Consider the following 22,010-nt stretch of genomic DNA (forward strand, 5'->3'; position numbering starts at 1 on the left):
CACTCCATGCCTGAAATGTTATGCATTTTTGCGTCCGCGCGGGGCGAAGCGCGGCGTATCCGGCGGCTAGCGGTCCTTGCGCCAGGCGTCGGCGGTGAGCGCCTCGCCGAAGTGCCCGGCGATCAGCCGGCGGGTGAGATCGTGCAGCGGTGAGGCGAGAACGTCGGCCGTGCTGCCGCGTTCGACCACTTCGCCCTGATGCATCACCAGCACCTGGTCGCTGATGTGCTTCATCATGCCGAGATGCTGGGTGACGTAAATGTAGGCGATCCCCTGTTTTTCCTGCAGTTCCAGCATCAGGTTAATAAGCTGCGAGCGCATCGACATGTCGAGGGAGGCCAGCGCCTCATCGGCCACGATCACCTTCGGGCGCAATATCAAGGCCCGGGCGAGGCCCAGACGCTGCTTCTGGCCGGGTGCCAGCATATGCGGATAATAGCTGACGTGGTCCGGCAGCAGCCCGACCATGCGCATGGTTTCGACGATCTGTTTGCGCCGCTGCTCCGCATCGAGATCGGTGTTCAGGCGCAGCGGAAAATCGAGGATTTGCGAAATGCGCTGGCGCGGGTTCAGGGAGGTGGACGGATCCTGAAAAATCATCCGGATGCGCTGGCTGCGAAACGAGTAGTCGCCGTAGCGCAGCGGGCAATCGTCAATCAGTAGCTCACCGCTGGTCGGGGCGATGGTTCCCGCCAGCATTTTCGCCAGCGTGGACTTGCCCGAACCGTTTTCACCGATAATCGCGAGGGTCTGACGTTCGCGCAGGGTAAAGCTCAGCGGCTTTACCGCCTCGACGGTCTGGCGGCGAAACCAGCCCGTCCGGTAGCGGAAGGTCTTGCTCAGGTTGCGCACTTCAAGCAGGGTTTCGACCATCTCACTCTCTCTCCATATTGAGCGGAAAATGGCAGGCGTAGAGATGATTTTTCGCTCCCGCCAGCCGCGGCGTGATGATGCATTCCCGCTGCGCGTAAGGGCAGCGCGGCCCCAGCCGACAGCCTATCGGCAACTGCTCAAGCAGCGGAATAGCGCCCGGCAGGGTGTTCAGCCGGCTTTTGTGCGGCATGGCGCTGCCGAAGTCGGGTATCGCCCGGATCAGCGCCTGGGTATAGGGGTGATGGGGGATGGTCACCAGCTCTTTACTGGGCGCGGTCTCCACCGTCTGGCCGCAGTAAAGGACGTTAATTTTGTCCGTCCACTGGCTGAGCATTTGCAGATCGTGGCTGATCAGCAGGATGGTGGTATTGCTGTTCTGGTTCAGCCGGGACAGCAGGCGGAAGATCTGCGCCTGGGTGGTCGGCTCCATCGCGTTGGTTGGCTCATCGGCGATCAGCAGGCGCGGCTGATTGGCCAGCGCGATGGCGATCATCACTTTCTGGCACTCCCCTTCGGTCAGCTCATAGGGAAAGCTGTGCATCGCGTCTTTGTGATCCCTGATGCCCACCCGGTGCAGCAGCTCTATGGCGCGGCGCTTGCGCCAGCCGATGCGCTGCCACCAGCGGCCTTTAAAGGTCCATGCGGGAATGTTTTGTATCAGCTGACGGCCCACCCGCTCGGAAGGGTCCAGGCATGACTGCGGCTCCTGAAAGATCATGGAAACGTGGTGGCCCACCAGCTTGCGGCGTTCGCGCGGGGAGAGGCGCAGCAGATCGACATCGTCAAAGCGCATCCGGTCGGCGGAGACGCGCCAGTTGTCTCTGGCCACGCCGCAGATGGCCTTGGCGATCAGGCTTTTGCCGGAGCCGGACTCGCCCACCAGCCCGAGAATCTCCCCCTCGTTTAAGGTAATGCTGACGCGATCGACGGCTTTAACCCACTCGTCGCCGGTCTTAAATTCAATCGTCAGATTGCGGATATCCAGTAACGGCATTATTCCACTCCCGCGATAATCGCGCGGCGCACGCCGTCGCCGAGCAGGTTGACCAACAGGACGCTGATGGTGATTGCCGCGCCCGGCAGCATCACCGTCCACGGGGCCACGTAGATCAGCTCCAGCGTATCGCCAAGCATTGCGCCCCATTCCGATGAGGGGAGCTGGGCACCGAGATCGAGAAAGCCCAGCGCGGCGATATCCAGAATGGCCATCGACAGGGCGCGGGTAATTTCGGTAACCAGCCTGGCGGTAATGTTTGGCAGAACGGCAAACCAGAGAATACTGCGGGTGGTTGCGCCGTCGAGGCGGGCGGCGATGACGTACTCTTTTTCCAGCTCGTCATGCACCATGCTGTAGACCGAGCGCACCATGCGCGGCAGCAGCGCCAGCCAGACGGCGAACATGGCGTGCACCAGGTGCGGCCCGGCGAAGGCGACCACGACGATGGCCAGCAGCAGAGAGGGAATCGACAGCAGGGTGTCGAGAATATGGTTCAGCACCGCCGAGCGCAGGCCGTGGGTGGCCCCGGCCAGAACGCCAAGCCCCAGCCCGCACAGGGTCGCCGCCACCGTGACGACGAAGGCCCCGCCGACGGTGGGGGCCGCGCCGCTCAGCAGGCGGCTCAGGACGTCGCGCCCCAGATCGTCGGTGCCGAGGAAGAAAGAGACTTCGCCGTAGCGCGACCAGGAGGGCGGCAGCAACTGGTAGCCGAGAAACTGCTGGTCGATGCCGTAGGGGGCGATCCAGCTGCCAAAAAGGCACAGTAAAACCAGCCCGGCGCAGCCGTAAAGGCCGATCATCGCCGGCGTATCGCCGTAAAATTTGCGCCAGGCGGTGCGCAGCGCACCGGGCGGCCGCTTTTCGCTATAGACGCTATCGTAGGGCATACCATTCCTTATGTTTCAGGGGATTCGCCATGGCACCCAGCACGTCGGACAACATATTGACAATGATAACCAGCGAGCCGATCACCATGACCCCGGCAGAAATCGCCGCGTAGTCCTGCTGGCGAATGGCCTGGATCAGCCAGCGTCCCAGCCCCGGCCAGCTGAACACTATTTCGGTGATCATCGCCAGCGTCAGCATGGTGGAAAACTGCAGCCCAAGGCGCGGAATAACCGGCGGCAGGGCGTTATGCAGCACGTGACGGCGGAGAATAGTAAACCGCGACAGCCCGCGGGTCGCCGCCGCTTTGATGTAATTCTGATCGATAACCTCGATGGTGCTGTTGCGCATCAGGCGGATCACCTCGGTGGTCGGAGCCAGGGCCAGGGCCAGCACCGGCAGTATCATATGGTGCACGGCGCTCAGGATCATCTCGTCGCGCCAGGGCGAATCAGAGAGCCAGGCGTCGACCAGCGCAAAGCCGGTGACCATCTTCACATGGTAGAGCAGATCAAATCGTCCCGATACCGGCAGCCAGCCGAGGGTCAGAGAGAAGAGCAGGGTCAGCAGCAGCGCCAGCCAGAATACCGGAATCGAAAACCCTGTCAGGGCAAGGGCGCTAATAAAGCGGTCCTGCCACTTATAGCGCGTCACCCCCGCCAGCATCCCTATCGGAATGCCCACCACCAGCGCAAAGCCGAAGGCAAGCACGCACAGCTCGATGGTGGCAGGAAACACCTCTTTAAGCTGCTGCCATATTGGCTGCCCGTTGATGCTGGAGACGCCGAAGTCCCAGTGGATCAGCCCGTTGAACCAGAAAATCCAGGCGTTCCATACCGACGCGCCCTGCAGCGGCGCGTGCGGGGTAAAGTAGCTCAGACTGAAGCCGATAAAGGTTAAAAAGAAGAGGGTAACCAGCAGCAGCAGAAAACGGCGCAGGATAAAGATAATCATGGCTGTTTGACCTCTTTATTTTTCTCGCGATAGACTCCGGCAAACGAGGCGTTGCCGAAGGGACTGAGCACCAGCCCCTTCATATCGTAACGATAGGCCTGCAGGCGCAGCGAGGAGGCGAGGGGCAGGATCGGCAGCTCCCTGGCGAGGATATTTTGCGCTTCGCTGTAGGCGTCAATGCGCGCCGACAGCTGCTGTGACGAGAGCGCTTTGCGCAGCACGTTGTCAAATTCCGGATTGCACCAGTGGGCGAAATTGTTTTGCGACGCAATGGCGGCGCAGCTCAGTAATGGCCGGAAAAAACTGTCCGGATCGTTGCTGTCCGTCGCCCAGCCCGACAGCGTCAGATCGTGGTTCATGTCCATCAGCCGGGCCTCCTGGAAACGCCCCTCCACCGGAACGATTGCGACCTTCACGCCCACCTGTGCCATATCCGCCTGGATAAGCTCAGCGGTTTTCAGCGGGCTGGGATTCCAGGGCTGAGAGCTGGTCGGCACCCACAGCTGCAGGGTTAAATTTTCCTGGCCCAGCGCCTTCAACTGGGCGCGGGCTTTTTGCGGATTGTATTCGGTAATTTTAGCGTCGTTATCATAGGCCCACGAGGCGCGGGGCAGAATAGAGGCTGCGGTCTCCGCCGTGCCGTAGTAGATCGACTGCATCAGCCGCTGGTTATTGATCGCCAGCGCCAGCGCATGGCGCACGGCAGGATTATCCAGCGGCGCTTTGCGCGTATTGAACGCCAGCCAGGCGATGTTCATGCCGGGGCGCAGGGTCAGGCGCAGGCGCGGATCGTCGCGCAGAATAGTCAGCTGGCTGGCGGCGGGCCAGGCCAGCACGTCGCACTCGCCGGTGAGCAGCTTTGACAGGCGGCCGGTGCCGCCGGAGCCTAAATCGACCACCACCTGCGGCATCATCGGCTTGCCGCGCCAGAAGCCGCCGTGGCGCTGCAGGCGGATATACTGGCCGGCCCGGTATTCCGCAAGCTGATACGGTCCGGTGCCGACCGGCAGTCGGTCGAGCTGCTCCTGGCGCTCCTGCGCCGTCAGCTGCGCGGCGTACTCCGCCGACATCACCGAAGCGTAGTGGGTTGCCAGATGCCAGAGGAAAGAGGCGTCCGGCCGGGCCAGGCGAAATTCTACGGTGTACCGATCCAGTTTGCGCACGCTCTGCACGCTGTCGGCAAACTGCAGGCTGTCAAAATAGGGAAAATTATCGCCGTTAACGCTGTGCCACGGGTGTTTACGATCGAAAATCCGCTGAAAAGTAAACACCACGTCGTCGGCGTTCAGCCTGCGGCCTGGGGTGAACCATGCGGTTTTCTGAAAGGTGACATCGCGGCGCAGGTGGAAGCGGTAGGTGGCCCCGTTGTCCAGAATCTCCCAGCTCTCCGCCAGCTCCGGCACCAGCCGGTAGGTATAGGGATCGACGTCCAGCAGGCGGTCGTAGAGCTGGGCGGCGAGGGTATCGACGATCAGGCCGCTGCTCGCTTTTTGCGGGTTGAACGTGTTGACCTGCCCGCTGACGCAGTAAACGAAGCCGCTGTCGCGAATGTCCACATGGGGTGTCGGGTCAGGCGCGGCCGCAGCCTGACCGTTCAGAAATCCAGCCATCACGATCAGAGACAATAAAACCAGACGCATAATTTTTAAGGGGTTCAGGGTGAATCTGCAAAGTGTATCGCACTTATGGGGGTGTGGCATAAGAGTCTGCGTACGACTGCTGATAAAGTCATCACTCGACCCCGCCCGCGCTGTCCAGCGGCGTCAGCTCATACAGCGCCAGCGCGTTGCAGCTAAGGGAGCCGGTAATGTGCCAGCCGGCGTCGGTTGTCTCCTGATGGGTGCACAGGGCCGGCCGGGCCTGATGGCGCAGCCACTGGTACTCCTCTTCGTCCGGCCCGGTCTGGCTGCGAAAGGTCTCCAGCAGCGGAAAAAGCGCGCCGTGCCGGCGATCGAACAGATGCTGTTTGATGCGCCAGCGTCCCCCGATCCCCTGAAGCCGAACGCTGAACGGCTGGTCGAAGCGCTGGATGAACGTCTCCTGGTCGGAGAGCCAGGGATTAAACACCACGGTGTTACGCAGTAAAAGCTGATAGCGGTCGCCGTGGCGCAGGAGCAGCAGATGTTTATCATTCACCAGCACCTCACCGTGCAGGCGCAGCCATAGCCACAGCACCCAGTAAATCGGGCGCGGCAGGCTATGGTTATAGAACAGCGCAAGGCTGGAAGTCTCCAGCTTCCCGTCGTCGCGCGTCTCCCCCTGCAGCCCGGAATTGAGCCAGAAGCCCATCAGCCAGGCCTGTTCGGCCATGCCGGCGAGGTTGTCCAGCAGCAGAGAACCGCGAAAAAAACGTCCGTTAGTGGTTCGGGTATTTCCGGTCAGGGTGTTCCACGACAGGATCCAGAGGGGAAGCGAGCGCCGATGTTGACGAAGCGCACTGTGGATTTGGCGTATTTTTTGTACCGGATAATTCTCGCTGGAGGCCAGCCTGCCGCTGTCGGCCACGCTGAGATCGAGCAGCTCGTTGGCGTCGGCCTGGGTGGCGAGAAAGTCAGCTTCGCGAAACAGCGGCGAGGTGAACAGGGGATCGTCGGCGACGGCGGCATCGCCCGCCGGAAAGCGGTGCCAGATGCCAAAGGGCGGCTGCGGCAGCCAGGCGTTCAGCGCCTCGCGCTGCTGACGCCAGCTGCGCTGGCGTACCGGCTCATCGGCCTGCGGCGACCAGTGCCAGACGAAGCGCCAGTCCGTCAGGGTTGAGGGCGACAGCCGCTCCCGCGCCAGCTGTAAAAAACGGGAGAACAAATCGCGGCGGGTGGTCAGGCCGGTATGTAGGATCACAATCCAGCCTTTCTCCGCCAGCCAGCTGAAAATTTCCTGCAGATTATACCAGCTCGCATAGCCCGCCATCTGCGCATCGTCCCAGCCGGCGCTGAACAGGCGGCTGCTGAGGAAGGGTTTGCTAATGTCCACGCCATAAACGGGCAGGGCGGCGTGCAGGCGTTCCAGATCCCGGCGAACGTCTTTGCGCAGGAGATCGTCAAGCTCGCGCAGGGTCACCACGATGCGGTTATGGCGTAACGGCGCGGCGCGATCCGGCATTGCGCTGACGTCCAGCGTCCTGACGTAGCGGGTTTTTACCATCACCGGCGAGCGGTCCCAGCCATGCTCCTCCGGCTGGTTAAGGCAGCGGTACAGCCGCTCGGCCGGGACGGGACGCCAGGCATCGGCGGGCAGGCCGCGCGCTCGCGGACGCTCCGGCGCGGGATGTCGCTGGCGAAAGCGGCGGGGCGTCACGCCATATTGGCGCTTAAAGAGATCGCTCATAATTCGCGGGCTGGCGAACCCCTGTTCCTGAGCAATATGCTGTATGGATTTCCGGGTGGTAAGGATCTGGGCGGCGGCCTTTTCCAGGCGCGTGGCGGTCAGAAACTGAATAAAGCTGATGCCAACCTCTTTATGAAACTGTCGGGAAAGCCAGGCCTCAGAGACAAATTCGGCGGCGGCGACGTCGCGCAGGGTCAGGCGCTGCTGATAGCCTGCGGCAATCCGTGCGACAACCCTCGCCACCCGCGGGCTCCAGCCGTCGGCGTCCCGCCGGGGACGGGCGGCAATGGGCAGGCTGAAACAGCTGGCGAGCAGGAGAATAATCTCACTGAGCCAGCGGTTCGCCTCCAGCGTTGAGCGCGCCCGCTCGCCGATCAGCGTTACCGCCAGCAGCTGCCGCATCAGCTGACGCAGGCGTTCCTCCGCCTCGCGGGTATGGGATGAAACGGCGTATTCGCAGCTAAAAAAATCACCGTCAAGCGCCGTTAGCCACGCGGCGGTGAGGGTCAGGATCATCACGGCGTTCGGGGCGCTTGCCGACAGGCTCCAGGAGTGGCCGCGATTGATGATGGCCAGCCGCCCGACGCCGAGGGTCCGCTGCGCTTTGCCGTTGTGCAGCTCGACGCTTCCCTCCATAATCCATAGCAGGGTCAGCGTTTCGCTCTCCGGCTGGGCGAGCTGGCTGATGTCGCTTACCGTCACGGTGAAGTTACCTGCCTGTTGTTCCATCCTCTGCGCCTCTCTACAGTGCAAAAAATAACGGCTTGTTTTTGTCATAACCGTTTTGTATAAAAAACAGTCATTAAATTTTCGTCAATATAAAACAAAAAAGTGCATTTTAAAGCGCTTTATGCAGCATAAAATCGAAACGGACAGGCAAACACAACGCAGGAATAACAAAAATGACACATCCACTTATCGAAGCATTACGGGTAAATGAAGCGCAATTCATCAGACTGCGGCGTCGCTTTCATCAGCAGCCGGAGATTGGGTTTGAGGAGCATAAAACCAGCGACGAGGTCGCGAACCTGCTGAGCCAATGGGGATACGAGGTGCATCGCGGGCTGGCGGGCACCGGCGTCGTCGGCACGCTGAGGCTGGGAGAGGGCAAAAAACGGCTGGGGCTGCGCGCCGACATGGACGCGCTGCCGATGCAGGAAAAAAGCGGTAAAGCGTGGGCAAGTCGGACCGACGGGCGTTTTCACGGCTGCGGTCATGACGGTCACACCACCACGCTGCTGTTCGCCGCTGAATACCTGGCGCGGACGCGGCGCTTCAACGGAACGCTGAACCTGATCTTTCAGCCTGCGGAGGAGCTGCTCTACGGCGGGCGGGTGATGCTGGAGGATGGTCTCTTTGAACAGTTCCCCTGCGACACCATCTTCGGCCTGCATAATATGCCCGGTCAGCCGCTGGGGAAAATCGGCCTGCGCGACGGGGCGATGATGGCCTCTTCAGACACGCTGCATATTGAGGTCAACGGGGTCGGCGGCCACGGGGCTATGCCTGAGCACACGGTTGACGCCACCCTGGTGGCCTGCCATATCGCGCTGGCCCTGCAGACAATTGTTTCACGCAATATCACGCCGTTTGAACCGGCGGTCGTCACGGTCGGCAGTATCCAGGCGGGCAGCGCGCCCAACATTATTAATGAGAAAGTGCTGATGAAGCTGACGGTGCGCACCCTTAACGAGCAGGTGCGTAAGACGATACTGCAGCGTATTCACGATATCGCCGTTGCCCAGGCGGAGAGTTTTAACGCTGTCGCCACCCTGACCCACGTTAACGGTAGCCCGGTGCTGGTGAACGATCCTGACGCCAATGCGCTGGTGCGCACTGTGGCCGGTACGCTGTTTGGCGAAGAGAGCGTCGTGCAGGCTCCGCCCTTCATGGGCAGCGAAGATTTTGCCTTTATGCTGGAGCGTAATCCGAACGGCTGCTACTTCACCATTGGTGCCGGCGACGAGGCTGACCGCTGTATGGTGCACAATCCGGGCTACGACTTTAACGACGATATTCTGCTGACGGGCGCGGCGCTGTGGTGCGGCCTGACGGAACACTACCTGCGTTAATCACCCGTACCGGGGAGGGCATACTATGAGTTCCGTATCTGTAAATGATACCGCCTTCGCGGGCAGCGATCGTCTGCTGGCGGGGATTGTGCTGAGCGTTCTGACCTTCTGGCTGTTTGCTCAGTCGGTGCTGAACGTGGTTCCGGCGATGAAAAGCAGTATGGATATTTCGCTGGAAACCCTGACGCTGGCAGTGAGCCTCAGCGCTCTGTTCAGCGGCTGTTTCATCGTCGCCAGCGGCGGCCTGGCGGATAAGTTTGGCCGGATGAGAATGACCCATGTCGGCCTGACGCTGAGCATCGTCGGCAGCCTGTTTCTGGTGCTGGCCGACGGGCCGGCGCTATTTCTCGCGGGCCGCGTGCTGCAGGGGCTGTCGGCCGCCTGCATCATGCCGGCGACCCTGGCGTTGATCAAGACCTGGTATGAGGGCAGAGCGCGACAGCGGGCGATCAGCTTCTGGGTGATTGGCTCCTGGGGGGGCAGCGGGCTGTGCTCATTCGTCGGCGGTGCGATCGCTACCGGGCTGGGCTGGCGCTGGATTTTCGTTTTTTCCATCGCCGTTGCGCTACTGGCGCTGCTGCTGCTGCGCGGTGCGCCGGAAAGCCGCAGCCCCGACGCCCGGCAGCAGAAGCTGGATGTCAGCGGGCTGCTGAGCCTGATCGCGTTTCTGGTGCTGCTGAATCTGTTTATCACCAAGGGCCACGCCTGGGGCTGGAGCAGCGGCATCACGCTGGCTATGCTTGCCGGTTCGCTGATTACCGGCGGCTGTTTTCTCTTTATCAGCCGGCGTAAGGGGGAGGCGGCGCTGATCGATTTAGCGCTGTTTCGCAACCGGGCCTACGGCGCGGCGGTACTCTCCAACTTTTTGCTCAACGGCTCTGTCGGCACCATGATGATTGCCAGCATCTGGCTGCAGCAGGGGCACGGACTCAGCCCGCTGGAGACCGGAATGATGACGCTGGGCTACCTGGTTACCGTGCTGGTAATGATTCGGGTGGGGGAGAAGCTGCTGCAGCGCTACGGGGCGCGGCTGCCGATGATGACCGGACCGCTGATTACGGCTACCGGGATTATCCTTATCTCCTGTACCTTCCTCGATAAGTCGCTCTATATCGCCACCGTTATTTTCAGCTATACCCTGTTCGGTCTGGGGCTGGGCTGCTACGCCACGCCGTCAACGGACACGGCGGTGGTCAACGCTCCGGAAAGCAAAGTGGGCGTCGCCTCCGGGATCTACAAAATGGGCAGCTCGCTGGGCGGGGCAATGGGCATTGCCGTGACAGCGTCACTTTATGCCCTGTTTTTATCCTCCGGCATGGCCAGCGCGGCGCAGTATGCGCTGTGGTTTAACGCCGCGCTATGCTTCGGTTCAATGGTCGTCAGCGCGCTGCTGCTGCCGCGTTCAGCTCATAGCTGATGTTTTTTCAGTAGCGCCCGGAGCTGGTGGTAGGTGAGATTAAGCAGCTCCGCCGCGCGCTTCTGATTAAACTTTGCCTGCTGCAGGCTGGCCTGCAGCAGCGCTTTTTCCTGCTGCTGCTGAAAGGCGCGCAGATCCAGCGGCAGCGCCGCCACGGCGGAAGGTGCCTCCAGCGGCTGCGGCTCGCTATGCTGGCGCTTAAAGGGATCGATAATCACTTCATCCAGCGGCCGTTCGCTGGTGCCATGACGATAAACCGAACGCTCAACCACGTTTTTCAGTTCGCGGATGTTGCCCGGCCAGCGGTAGCGCAACAGGGTTTCCCGCGCCCGTCCGGTAAATCCCGGAAACAGCGGCAGCCCCATCTCCCGGCACATCTGAATGGCGAAATGCTCGGCCATCAGCATAATGTCGACCTGACGTTCGCGCAGCGGCGGCAGATTGACCACGTCAAAGGCCAGCCTGTCCAGCAGGTCGGCACGAAAAGCGCCCTGCGCCACCATGGCCGGCAGATCGGCGTTAGTGGCGCAGACCAGCCGTACATTTACCCGCAGCGGCTGGCTGCCGCCCATACGCTCCAGCTCCCCATATTCAATCACCCTGAGCAGCTTCTCCTGTACCATCATCGGGGCCGTTGCCAGCTCATCAAGGAACAGCGTGCCGCCGTCAGCCCGCTCAAAACGTCCGGGATGGCGCTTCTGCGCGCCGGTAAAGGCTCCCGCCTCATGGCCGAACAGCTCAGAGTCGAGCAGGTTTTCATTCAGCGCCGCGCAGTTAAGCGAAATAAACGGTCCCTGCCAGCGCGAGGAGAGATAGTGCAGACGACTGGCGATCAGCTCTTTCCCGGTCCCGCGCTCCCCAATCACCAGCACCGGCTTGTCGAGCGGGGCCAGACGTGAAACCTGCTCCAGCACTTCAAGAAAGCTGTTGGCCTCCCCCAGGAGATTATCTTTGTATTCGGCCATGATGAAATTCACCACTAGTTAGTATTTTTCACCACTTTACCCGGTTTTCCTGCACAGGTAAAACATAAATTATCTTTATTAATTATAAACTTAAAAAACTGGCACGAGAATTGTATTAGAGCAAGGGCAGGGCGTAGCCCACCATCAGAACAGAAGAGTGAGGATTGAATTATGGGTATTTTTTCTCGTTTCGCCGATATCGTGAACGCTAATATTAATGCGCTGCTTGAGAAGGCGGAAGATCCGCAAAAGCTGGTGCGTCTGATGATTCAGGAGATGGAAGACACGCTGGTTGAAGTGCGTTCCACCTCTGCCCGGGCGTTGGCCGAAAAGAAACAGCTCTCCCGTCGCATTGAGCAGGCCACCGCGCAGCAGGCTGAATGGCAGGAAAAAGCCGAACTGGCCCTGCGTAAAGATAAAGAAGATCTGGCCCGCGCCGCGCTGATTGAAAAGCAGAAGCTTACCGACCTGATCGGTACGCTGGAGCACGAGGCCACCCTGGTGGACGACACGCTGGTTCGCATGAAGAAAGAGATCGGTGAGCTGGAAAACAAGCTCAGTGAAACCCGCGCGCGCCAGCAGGCGCTGATGCTGCGCCACCAGGCGGCCAACTCATCCCGCGATGTTCGCCGTCAGCTCGACAGCGGCAAGATCGACGAAGCGATGGCCCGCTTTGAATCCTTTGAGCGCCGTATCGACCAGATGGAGGCCGAAGCGGAAAGCCACAGCTTTGGTAAACAACGCTCGCTGGACCAGGAGTTTGCCGATCTGAAAGCAGATGATGAAATTGGCGAACAGCTGGCGCAGCTGAAAGCCAAAATGCAGCAGGATAAGTAATAATAATACCCGGCGGCGTCCGACCGCGCCGCCGCTCATCACCTGTAAGGAGCACTCATGAGCGCGCTATTTCTGGCTATTCCGTTAACCATCTTTGTGCTGTTCGTTCTGCCAATCTGGCTATGGCTGCATTACAGCAATCGTTCCTCCCGTCGTGAGCTGTCGCAAAATGAACAGCAGCGTTTAGCCCAGCTGTCCGACGAGGCGCGGCGGATGCGTGAGCGACTGCAGACGCTGGAGGCGATTCTTGACGCTGAACATCCGGACTGGAGGAGTCGCTGATGACGGGCATTAACCTGAACAAAAAGCTATGGCGTATTCCACAGCGGGGCATGGTGCGGGGCGTATGTGCAGGGATCGCCCAGTATCTCGACGTGCCGGTGAAGCTGGTGCGGATTTTAGCGGTGCTGTCGATCTTCTTTGGGCTGGCTCTCATTACCTTCGTCGCCTATATTATTCTCTCTTTTATGCTGGATCCGATGCCGGACAGCCTGGCCTTCGGCGAACAACAGCCTGACAGCGGCGAGCTGCTGGACGCCGTCGAGCGCGAGCTGGCCACCGGCGAGCAGCGGTTGCGCGACATGGAGCGCTACGTGACCTCTGATACCTTCACCCTGCGCAGCCGCTTTCGCCAACTGTAATGAGGATAACCATGACTAATCGCTGGCAACAGGCCGGGCGCAGGATGAAGCCCGGTATGAAAATAGCAGGGAAACTGGTCCTGCTGACCGCGCTGCGCTTCGGCCCGGCGGGCGTTGCCGGGTGGGCGGTGAAGTCCGTTGCCCGTCGTCCGCTGAAAATGGTGCTGGCGCTGGCCCTTGAGCCGCTGCTGAGCCGGGCGGCCAGCCGGCTGGCTAAACGCTACCGGTAATCTCCTTTTTCTGACGGCGCGGCAGCGGCCTGCTGCGCTTCTGTCATTGTAAATCAAACACCTGTCCCCATATCCCTGGCCATGGGTTATAATTTTTTGTGCTTTTCAGGCAGAACGGGATGGCGATGAAGCGATTCACAAACGAACTTAACGCGCTGGTTAATCGCGGCGTTGACCGCCATCTGCGGCTGGCCGTTACCGGCCTCAGCCGGAGTGGAAAAACGGCGTTTATTACCGCGATGGTTAATCAGCTGCTCAATATTCACGCCGGCGCGCGGTTGCCGCTGCTCAGCGCGGCGCGCGAAGAACGTCTTCTGGGCGTCAGGCGTATTCCCCAACGCGATTTCGGCATTCCCCGCTTTACCTATGATGAAGGGCTGGCGCAGCTGTACGGTGACCCGCCCGCGTGGCCGACGCCCACCCGCGGCGTTAGCGAGATCCGTCTCGCCCTGCGCTATAAGTCCCGCGACTCTTTGCTGCGTCATTTCAAAGAGACCTCGACCCTTTATCTGGAAATCGTGGATTATCCGGGAGAGTGGCTGCTGGATCTGCCGATGCTGGCGCAGGATTATTTCAGCTGGTCGCGGCAGATGACCGGGCTGCTGCAGGGGCCGCGGGCGGCGTGGTCGGAAACGTGGCGGCAGCTTTGCGAAGGGCTGGACCCGCTGGCTCCTGCCGATGAAAATCGCCTCGCGGCCATCGCCGAGGCCTGGACGGCCTACCTGCACCAGTGCAAACAGCAGGGGCTGCACTTTATCCAGCCTGGCCGTTTTGTGCTGCCGGGGGAGCTGGCCGGTGCTCCCGCGCTGCAGTTTTTCCCGTGGCCGGACGTTGACGCCTTCGGCGAATCAGCCCTGGCGCAGGCGGATAAACACACCAACGCCGGGATGCTGCGCGAACGCTTTAACTATTACTGCGAAAAGGTGGTTAAAGGGTTTTATAAAAACCACTTTCTGCGTTTCGATCGCCAGATCGTGCTGGTGGACTGCCTGCAGCCGCTTAACGGCGGGCCGCAGGCGTTTAACGATATGCGCATGGCGCTGACGCAGCTGATGCAAAGCTTTCACTACGGTCAGCGAACCCTGTTTCGTCGGCTGTTCTCACCGGTTATCGACAGGCTGCTGTTCGCCGCCACCAAGGCGGACCACGTTACCCTCGATCAGCACGCGAATCTGGTTTCTCTGCTGCAGCAGCTGGTTCAGGAGGCGTGGCAAAACGCCGCCTTCGAAGGTATCAGTATGGACTGCCTCGGGCTGGCGTCGGTACAGGCGACCACCAGCGGACTGATTGAGGTTAACGGCGAGACGATCCCGGCACTGCGCGGGCATCGTTCTGGCGACGGCGCGCCCCTGACCGTCTATCCGGGCGAGGTGCCCGCGCGCCTGCCGGGCCAGGCCTTCTGGGCGCAGCAGGGCTTTCAGTTTGAAGCGTTTCGTCCGCAGGTCATGGAGGTGGATCGGCCGCTGCCGCACATCCGGCTGGACGCCGCGCTGGAGTTCTTAATAGGAGATAAGCTGCGATGAGCGAGCCGCTAAAACCGCGAATTGATTTCGCCGATCTGCCGGAGACAGCACCGCAGCCGGTTTTCCGGGCCAGGCAGACCTTTAGCGCGCCGCAGGCCCAGAGCTTTACGCCGTCGTCTGACGATGAGCCGCCGGAAGAGGAAGAGGGGCAGGCGGAGAAGGCTATTGACGCGGCGCTGCGGCCAAAGCGCAGCCTGTGGCGCAGGATGGTCATGGGTGGGCTGGCGCTGTTCGGCGTCAGCGTGGTGGGCCAGGGCGCGCAGTGGGCAGTTAACGCCTGGCAAACCCAGGACTGGGCGGCGCTGGGCGGCTGCGCGGCGGGGGCGCTGATTATCGGGGCGGGCGTGGGATCGGTGGTGAGCGAGTGGCGTCGGCTGTGGCGTCTGCGTCAGCGGGCCCATGAACGTGACGAAGCGCGCGAGCTGCTGCACGGCCACGGGGCCGGAAAAGGACGCGCTTTCTGTGAAAAGCTGGCGCAGCAGGCGGGGCTGGACGCTTCTCATCCGGCGCTGCAGCGCTGGTACGCGGCGATCCACGAAACGCAGAACGATCGGGAAATTATTACGCTGTATGCCCATCTGGTGCAGCCGGTGCTTGACGTCAGGGCGCGCCGGGAGATCGGCCGGTCGGCGGCGGAAGCGACCCTGACTATCGCCATCAGCCCGCTGGCGCTGGTGGATATGGCCTTTATCGCCTGGCGTAACCTGCGGCTCATTAACCGCATTGCGGCGCTTTACGGCATTGAGCTGGGCTATTACAGCCGCCTGCGTCTGTTTCGCCTGGTGCTGCTGAATATGGCCTTTGCCGGGGCCAGCGAGCTGGTGCGCGAAGTGGGAATGGACTGGATGTCTCAGGATCTGGCGGCGCGGCTTTCCGCCCGGGCCGCCCAGGGGATCGGTGCCGGGTTGCTGACCGCCAGGCTCGGGATTAAGGCGATGGAGCTGTGCCGCCCGCTGCCGTGGATAGAGGACGATAAGCCGCGGCTGGGCGACTTTCGCCGTCTGCTAATCGGCGAGGTGAAAGCGGCCCTGCAGAAGAGCAAAACGCCGGGCGAAAAGTGAAGCCAGGGCGCTGAGTGGATAACGTTACGCCAGAGCGCCCATTTTTCCACCATGCTGTCAATATTTGTTGACAGGAACCTTCCTGCCAGTGAAATAGTGGCTTATCATCTTAGCTAATGATTTTTTGATCTGATGAAGGTTCCCATGCGTCTGGAAGTCTTTTGTGAAGACCGGCTTGGTCTGACCCGCGAACTGCTCGATTTACTGGTGCTGCGCAGCATTGATTTACGCGGAATTGAGATCGATCCCATCGGACGAATCTACCTCAATTTTGCGGAGCTGGAGTTCAGCAGCTTCAGCAGTCTGATGGCGGAAATCCGTCGGATTTCCGGCGTCATCGACGTGCGCACCGTTCCGTGGATGCCCTCCGAGCGCGAACATCTGGCGCTCAGCGCGCTGCTGGAGGCGCTGCCGGAGCCGGTGCTCTCGCTGGATCTAAAAAGCAAAGTGGAGATAGCCAATCCGGCAAGCTGCCAGCTGTTTGGTATGAATTCGGCGCGTATGCGCCAGCACAGCGCGGCGCAGCTGATTAGCGGCTTTAACTTTTTGCGCTGGCTGGAGGGCGATTCGCAGGCTTCCCACAGTGAACATGTGGTCATTAACGGCCAGAACTTCCTGATGGAAATTACGCCGGTCTATCTGCAGGGCGAAAACAGCGAGCAGATGCTGACCGGTGCGGTGGTGATGCTGCGCTCCACCCTCCGCATGGGGCGGCAGCTGCAGAATCTCACCAGCCAGGATCTCAGCGCCTTCAGCCAGATTATCGCCGTCAGCCCGAAGATGAAGCACGTCGTTGAGCAGGCGCGCAAACTGGCAACCCTGAGCGCGCCGCTGCTGATCGTCGGCGAAACCGGCACAGGTAAAGATCTCTTTGCCCACGCCTGCCACCAGGCCAGCCCGCGGGCGGCGAAACCCTATCTGGCGCTGAACTGCGCCGCAATCCCGGAAGATGCGGTCGAGAGCGAGCTGTTCGGTCATGCTCCGGAAGGTAAAAAAGGCTTTTTCGAGCAAGCCAACGGCGGTTCGGTGCTGCTGGATGAAATCGGCGAAATGTCGCCGCGTATGCAGACCAAGCTGCTGCGCTTCCTCAACGACGGTACTTTCCGCCGGGTGGGTGAGGATCGCGAGGTGCACGTCGACGTGCGGGTGATTTGCGCAACCCAGAAGAATCTGGTGGAACTGGTGCAGAATGGGCAGTTCCGCGAGGATCTCTACTACCGTCTCAACGTTCTGACCCTCAATTTGCCGCCGCTGCGCGACTGCCCCCAGGATATCATCCCGCTGACAGAGCTGTTTGTGGCGCGCTTCGCTGACGAGCAGGGGATAGCGCGTCCGAAACTGTCGGCCGATCTCAGCGCCGTTCTGACCCGCTATGGCTGGCCTGGCAACGTTCGTCAGCTGAAAAACGCCATCTATCGGGCGCTGACCCAGCTGGAAGGCTATGAGCTGCGACAGCAGGATATCCTGTTGCCGGACTATGACGCGGCGACCGTGGCGGTTGGCGAAGAGGCGATGGAGGGATCGCTGGATGAGATCACCAGCCGCTTTGAGCGCTCGGTGCTGGTTCAGCTGTATCGCCACTATCCCAGCACCCGCAAGCTGGCGAAAAGGCTTGGCGTGTCGCATACCGCGATTGCCAACAAGCTGCGCGAGTATGGCCTGAGCCAGAAAAAGGGCGAAGAGTAATCCGGGAAAGGGGTGCCTCCGGGCGGCGGCATTCAGGGTGCTGATACAAAGGGAAAAACCACGGTTTTTCCCTTTTTGCTTTTCAGCCGGCAATCACTGAGTCTTTTTCTGGCAACCAGGGTTGAACGTGTGCGTCCCTGACTACTTGCCTCTCCGTCTGATTTATGCTTTCAGCGCCTCCAGCGCGGCGGCGTAGTCAGGTTCAGTGGTAATTTCGTTCACCAGCTGGCTGAAGATGACCCTGTCATTTTCATCAATCACCACTACGGCGCGCGCGGCAAGACCTTTCAGCGGGCCGTCGATAATTTCCACGCCGTAATTTTTCAGGAATTCTGCGTTGCGCAGGGTGGAGAGGGTCACCACGTTGCTCAGCCCTTCGGCACCGCAGAAGCGGGCCTGAGCGAACGGCAGATCGGCGGAGATGCACAGAACCACGGTATTGTCGATTTCGGTCGCCAGCTGATTAAACTTGCGTACCGAAGCCGCGCAGACGCCGGTATCAATACTTGGGAAAATATTCAGCACCTTGCGTTTGCCCGCATACTGGCCCAGCGTGACGTCGGTCAGATCTTTTGCCACAAGGGTAAAAGGCTGCGCCTGACTGCCCGCCTGCGGTATTGCGTTGGCGACGGCGACCGGGTTGCCCTGAAAATGTACGGTTTGTGACATGGTTATCTTCCTGTTTACATATAATTAACGTTCGACCTGGTTTATGCCAACAGCGGCTGGCCCGGCAAACGCTATTTACACCAGGTCCGCCAGGTGTAAATGATGCTGATATTCTGGGGGGATCGCAAACCAGCGCCCGTTTTGTCGGGCGCTGTCCGGGTCCAACATTGTATAAGTCATCGCCCTGGTGGGTCAGGCGCGTACTCCAGACGGGAGAGAAAATGAGATCTGTGAAGGTATATGAAGAAGCCTGGCCGTTGCACTCGCCTTTTGTGATTGCCCGCGGCAGCCGTAGCGAAGTGCGTGTGATAGTGGTGGAGCTTACAGAGAACGGCGTTCAGGGCGTGGGGGAGTGTACGCCCTGTGCACGCTATGGCGAAAGCGATGCCTCGGTGATGGCGCAGATCGTAAGCATTGTTCCGCAGCTGGAGCGGGGGCTGAGCCGCGCGGCGCTGCAGAGGCTACTCCCGGCTGGCGCGGCGCGCAACGCCGTGGACTGTGCGCTTTGGGATCTGGAGGCGCGGCAGCGTCAGGAAACGCTGGCGGAGCGCCCTGGCGTTACGCCGGGAGAAACGATTGTTACCGCCCGGACGATCGTTATTGGCACGCCGGAACAGATGGCCGCCAGCGCGGCGGCGCTGTGGGAAAAAGGGGCGACCCTGTTAAAGTTGAGGCTCGACGACAGGCTGCTCAGCGAACGGCTGGTTGCCATCCGCGCCGCCGCGCCGCAGGCGACGCTTATCGTCGATGCCAATGAGTCCTGGCACGCGGAGGGGCTGGCGGCGCGCTGCCAGCTGCTGGCCGATCTCGGTGTGGCGATGCTGGAACAGCCGCTGCCCGCTCAGGATGACGCCGCGCTGGAGAATTTTATCCATCCGCTGCCCGTCTGCGCTGACGAAAGCTGCCATACCCGCAGCAGCCTGAAGGCGCTGCGTGGCCGCTACGAGATGATTAACATCAAGCTGGATAAAACCGGCGGTCTGACCGAGGCGCTGGCCCTGGCGACCGAAGCCAGAGAGCAGGGGTTCAGCCTGATGCTTGACTGTATGCTCTGTACCTCTCGCGCCATCGCCGCCGCGTTGCCGCTCACGCCGCAGGTCAGTTTTGCCGATCTCGACGGGCCGACATGGCTGGAGGTTGACGTGGAGCCGGCGCTGCGCTTTACGACCGGACTGCTTCATCTCTAACTTTTTACCGGAATACCCTCTGGCGTCCGGTGGAAAAAACTCCGCGCCCGACGCGGAGGCGGGTGGCGATCATGTTTATCTCGCATACGCGGGTGATGCTTTGCAGCGTTGTACTTACGGCCGGGACAGGCAAATCCCTTTTCTGCCGGAAGTTATTTGCATTTCTTTGAGGGGATACAAATAATTACGCCACTCTTTATTAACCGGTCTGAGGGTAAACTATGAGGCACTCTGTTTCAGTCACCTGCGGTGCGCTGCTTTTAAGCAGCCTTTCCCTGACGTATGCTGCGGAGATCCCCCCCGGAACGGCGCTGGCGGAGAGGCAGGAGCTGGTTCGCCATATTAAGGATGAACCGGCGTCGCTCGATCCGGCGAAGGCGGTGGGACTGCCTGAAATAGAGGTGATCCGCGATCTGTTTGAAGGGCTGGTAAATCAGAACGAGAAAGGGGAAACCATTCCCGGCGTCGCCACCCGCTGGAAAAGTAATGATAACCGGATCTGGACGTTCACTCTGCGGGACAATGCGCGCTGGTCAGACGGGACGCCTGTTACGGCCGAGGATTTTGTCTACAGCTGGCGGCGGCTGGTCGATCCGCAGACTCTGTCGCCGTTTGCGTGGTTTGCGGCCCTTGCCGGAATCAGTAACGCCCAGGCGATTATCGATGGCAAAGCTACGCCGGACACGCTCGGCGTTAGCGCTCCGGATCCCCGTACGCTGCAGGTGCAGCTCGACAAACCGCTGCCGTGGTTTGCCAGCCTGGCCGCCAGCTTTGCGTTCTATCCGGTGCAGAAGGCCAACGTGGAGAGCGGAAAAGCGTGGACAATGCCGGGTAATCTGGTTGGCAACGGAGCCTATGTCCTGAAAGAGCGCGTGGTTAACGAAAAGCTGGTGGTTACCCCGAACGCCCACTACTGGGATAACGGCAAAACCGTTCTGCAAAAGGTGACCTTTCTGCCGATCAACCAGGAGTCGTCCGCCACCAGGCGCTACCTGGCGGGGGATATCGACATCACCGAATCCTTTCCCAAAAACCTCTATCAGAAGCTGCTGAAGACGATTCCGGAACAGGTTTACACGCCGCCGCAGCTGGGCACCTATTATTATGCGTTTAATACCCAAAAAGGGCCGACGGCGGACCCGCGGGTGCGCGTGGCGCTGAGTATGGCCATTGACCGCCGGATTATCGCGGAGAAGGTGCTCGGCACCGGTGAAAAGCCCGCCTGGCGATTCACCCCGGATCTGACCGCCGGCTTTACGCCTGAGCCGTCGCCGTATGAGCAGATGAGCCAGGCGGAGCTGAACGCTCAGGCGATCACCCTGCTACAGGCGGCGGGCTATGGTCCGCAGAAGCCCCTGAAGCTGACGCTGCTTTACAACACCTCAGAGAACCATCAGAAGATCGCCATTGCGGTGGCGTCGATGTGGAAGAAAAATCTGGGCGTTGAGGTAAAGCTGCAGAATCAGGAGTGGAAAACTTATATTGACAGCCGCAACACCGGTAATTTCGACGTGATTCGCGCCTCGTGGGTGGGGGATTATAACGAACCCTCGACCTTTCTGTCGTTGCTGACCTCCACCCACGCCGGCAATATCTCGCGCTACAAGAATCCGGCCTATGACAAGGTGCTTACCCAGGCGACGATGGAAAACGCCGTCGAGGCGCGTAACGCCGATTATAACGCCGCAGAAAAAATCCTCGCTCAACAGGCACCGATAGCGCCGATCTATCAGTACACAAACGGTCGTTTAATCAAACCCTGGCTGAAGGGCTATCCGATCGGTAATCCGGAAGACGTGGCCTACAGTCGGACGATGTATATCGTGAAGCACCCGAACTGAGCCTCCGGGTCTGCGCCGCGCCGAAAGCGCGCGGAATAGCGTGACTTCCGGCCTGGCACCCGAAAACCACGTTCCGCAGAGCCGGAGCGAAACAGGGCTTGCCGCTTATCCTGCTCGCCATAATGAATGCCGGCGGCCCGGCAGAGTGGAGCAGGGTACGGGGTCTCTGGGTTTCGGCGTTCTCTTATGTCCGCCTCCGGACTATCTGCGGTAGACCCTCAAAGTATCCTCTGTGAATGTGGTAGCTTATATCAGATATATTTTCAGGTCGGGTAATCACTATGCAAAATGTTTTGTATAGAATGATATGAATTTTTAATTATTCACCGCCCGCTGTTTCTGCAAATAAGGCGGTGGGTACAGTCAGATAACATCGCTATTCGCGTCAGAACAGCATAAAATTTTTTTAATAAAGGTAGCGACGTAAAGTTAATAAGCGTTTTAGCAAAATTCCTCTTCCTTTCTGGTGGCGTTAATTTTACTCGCCTTTTTAAGAATTGTTCTGCGTTAAGTTGATGCGTTATTTGCGGAATTATAGTTAAATATGTGCTGTTCAAGTCGGTTATCGTTGCTGAACTGGGATACAAATTCAGCAAATAATTTTAACATTTACAGTTTATTAATCGAGCGTTTCCGCAATGATTCGTCGGGCTGCTTTTCTCTGAAGGTACGCGCGGAAGGAGACGGCAATTTACTTTTAATGACGTGCGGATCGGGATGGTATTGAAAATGATGCGTTTTTTACGTTTATTGATACCGTTAAGTTCCGTTTGTTATATGCCTTACACAACAGCCACTCATAAATTAAAGGAATATTTATGGCCGATACATTCCAGAAAGAGGTGCCA

At 59.9% G+C, this 22,010-nt stretch carries 19 protein-coding genes; 11 read left to right on the forward strand and 8 right to left on the reverse strand.

What is annotated here, in order from left to right; genetic code table 11:
- Positions 1-66: 66 nt before the first annotated feature.
- The 6 genes from sapF to GJV78_RS08845 all read right to left on the reverse strand — a co-directional run bounded on the left by sapF (position 67) and on the right by GJV78_RS08845 (position 7,762).
- Positions 67-873, reverse strand: a complete 807-nt coding sequence (sapF, locus tag GJV78_RS08820) for a peptide ABC transporter ATP-binding protein SapF (RefSeq protein WP_155107976.1) — start codon at positions 871-873, stop codon at positions 67-69.
- Position 874: 1 nt separating this feature from the next.
- On the reverse strand, positions 875-1,867 hold the full coding sequence (sapD, locus tag GJV78_RS08825; RefSeq protein ID WP_155107977.1) for a putrescine export ABC transporter ATP-binding protein SapD: 993 nt from the start codon (positions 1,865-1,867) through the stop codon (positions 875-877).
- Positions 1,867-2,757, reverse strand: a complete 891-nt coding sequence (gene sapC, locus GJV78_RS08830; RefSeq protein ID WP_155107978.1) for a putrescine export ABC transporter permease SapC — start codon at positions 2,755-2,757, stop codon at positions 1,867-1,869. The genes sapD and sapC overlap by 1 nt, the downstream gene beginning before the upstream one ends.
- Positions 2,744-3,709 carry a putrescine export ABC transporter permease SapB gene (sapB, locus tag GJV78_RS08835; RefSeq protein ID WP_155107979.1) on the reverse strand — a complete coding sequence of 322 codons (966 nt, stop codon included), beginning with the start codon at positions 3,707-3,709 and terminating at the stop codon, positions 2,744-2,746. Before sapB ends, sapC begins: the two co-directional genes overlap by 14 nt.
- On the reverse strand, positions 3,706-5,349 hold the full coding sequence (sapA, locus tag GJV78_RS08840) for an ABC transporter substrate-binding protein SapA (RefSeq protein ID WP_155107980.1): 1,644 nt from the start codon (positions 5,347-5,349) through the stop codon (positions 3,706-3,708). Before sapA ends, sapB begins: the two co-directional genes overlap by 4 nt.
- Positions 5,350-5,440: 91 nt before the next feature.
- On the reverse strand, positions 5,441-7,762 hold the full coding sequence (locus GJV78_RS08845) for a helix-turn-helix domain-containing protein (protein WP_155107981.1): 2,322 nt from the start codon (positions 7,760-7,762) through the stop codon (positions 5,441-5,443).
- A 173-nt stretch (positions 7,763-7,935) separates the two neighbouring features.
- Between GJV78_RS08845 and GJV78_RS08850 the strand changes: the two genes are divergently transcribed.
- Together GJV78_RS08850 and GJV78_RS08855 are read left to right on the forward strand one after the other, a co-directional pair.
- Positions 7,936-9,105, forward strand: a complete 1,170-nt coding sequence (locus GJV78_RS08850; RefSeq protein WP_155107982.1) for a M20 aminoacylase family protein — start codon at positions 7,936-7,938, stop codon at positions 9,103-9,105.
- Between the two features lie 25 nt (positions 9,106-9,130).
- Positions 9,131-10,522: an MFS transporter gene (locus tag GJV78_RS08855; protein ID WP_155107983.1), complete on the forward strand. Its 1,392-nt coding sequence runs from the start codon at positions 9,131-9,133 to the stop codon at positions 10,520-10,522.
- Here the strand turns inward: GJV78_RS08855 and pspF are convergent.
- Positions 10,513-11,502, reverse strand: coding sequence for a phage shock protein operon transcriptional activator (gene pspF / locus GJV78_RS08860; RefSeq protein WP_330998792.1), 990 nt, complete (start codon positions 11,500-11,502; stop codon positions 10,513-10,515). The two genes, GJV78_RS08855 and pspF, sit on opposite strands and share 10 nt — an antisense overlap.
- 156 nt (positions 11,503-11,658) lie before the next feature.
- On the opposite strand from pspF, the gene pspA reads away from it, so the two are divergent.
- The 7 genes from pspA to tyrR all read left to right on the forward strand — a co-directional run bounded on the left by pspA (position 11,659) and on the right by tyrR (position 17,465).
- Positions 11,659-12,324 (forward strand): phage shock protein PspA, encoded by a 666-nt coding sequence (pspA, locus tag GJV78_RS08865; RefSeq protein WP_155107985.1) that lies wholly within the window; start codon positions 11,659-11,661, stop codon positions 12,322-12,324.
- 57 nt (positions 12,325-12,381) lie between these two features.
- Positions 12,382-12,606: an envelope stress response membrane protein PspB gene (gene pspB / locus GJV78_RS08870; protein WP_155107986.1), complete on the forward strand. Its 225-nt coding sequence runs from the start codon at positions 12,382-12,384 to the stop codon at positions 12,604-12,606.
- Entirely contained in the window at positions 12,606-12,965 is a 360-nt protein-coding gene (gene pspC / locus GJV78_RS08875) for an envelope stress response membrane protein PspC (RefSeq protein ID WP_155107987.1), read from the forward strand. Before pspB ends, pspC begins: the two co-directional genes overlap by 1 nt.
- An 11-nt stretch (positions 12,966-12,976) precedes the next feature.
- A complete protein-coding gene (gene pspD / locus GJV78_RS08880; protein WP_155107988.1) occupies positions 12,977-13,195 on the forward strand; it encodes a phage shock protein PspD in 219 nt (72 codons plus the stop codon).
- A gap of 125 nt (positions 13,196-13,320) precedes the next feature.
- On the forward strand, positions 13,321-14,718 hold the full coding sequence (locus GJV78_RS08885; RefSeq protein WP_155107989.1) for a YcjX family GTP-binding protein: 1,398 nt from the start codon (positions 13,321-13,323) through the stop codon (positions 14,716-14,718).
- A complete protein-coding gene (locus GJV78_RS08890; RefSeq protein WP_155107990.1) occupies positions 14,715-15,779 on the forward strand; it encodes a TIGR01620 family protein in 1,065 nt (354 codons plus the stop codon). The genes GJV78_RS08885 and GJV78_RS08890 overlap by 4 nt, the downstream gene beginning before the upstream one ends.
- A 144-nt stretch (positions 15,780-15,923) precedes the next feature.
- A complete protein-coding gene (tyrR, locus tag GJV78_RS08895) occupies positions 15,924-17,465 on the forward strand; it encodes a transcriptional regulator TyrR (protein ID WP_155108008.1) in 1,542 nt (513 codons plus the stop codon).
- A 162-nt stretch (positions 17,466-17,627) separates the two neighbouring features.
- Here tyrR and tpx read toward each other — a convergent pair whose 3' ends face one another.
- The gene (gene tpx / locus GJV78_RS08900; protein ID WP_155107991.1) at positions 17,628-18,134 is read right to left on the reverse strand and encodes a thiol peroxidase; all 507 of its coding nucleotides are present in this window, start codon (positions 18,132-18,134) and stop codon (positions 17,628-17,630) included.
- A gap of 221 nt (positions 18,135-18,355) precedes the next feature.
- Here tpx and ycjG point away from each other — a divergent pair, with 221 nt between their 5' ends.
- Both ycjG and GJV78_RS08910 read left to right on the forward strand, forming a co-directional pair.
- Positions 18,356-19,321, forward strand: coding sequence for an L-Ala-D/L-Glu epimerase (gene ycjG / locus GJV78_RS08905; RefSeq protein ID WP_155107992.1), 966 nt, complete (start codon positions 18,356-18,358; stop codon positions 19,319-19,321).
- 221 nt (positions 19,322-19,542) lie between these two features.
- Positions 19,543-21,162, forward strand: coding sequence for a peptide ABC transporter substrate-binding protein (locus GJV78_RS08910; RefSeq protein ID WP_155107993.1), 1,620 nt, complete (start codon positions 19,543-19,545; stop codon positions 21,160-21,162).
- The last annotated feature ends 848 nt before the right edge of the window (positions 21,163-22,010 follow it).

The sequence above is a fragment of the Intestinirhabdus alba genome, assembly GCF_009711095.1.
In the GTDB taxonomy this organism is placed as follows: domain Bacteria; phylum Pseudomonadota; class Gammaproteobacteria; order Enterobacterales; family Enterobacteriaceae; genus Intestinirhabdus; species Intestinirhabdus alba.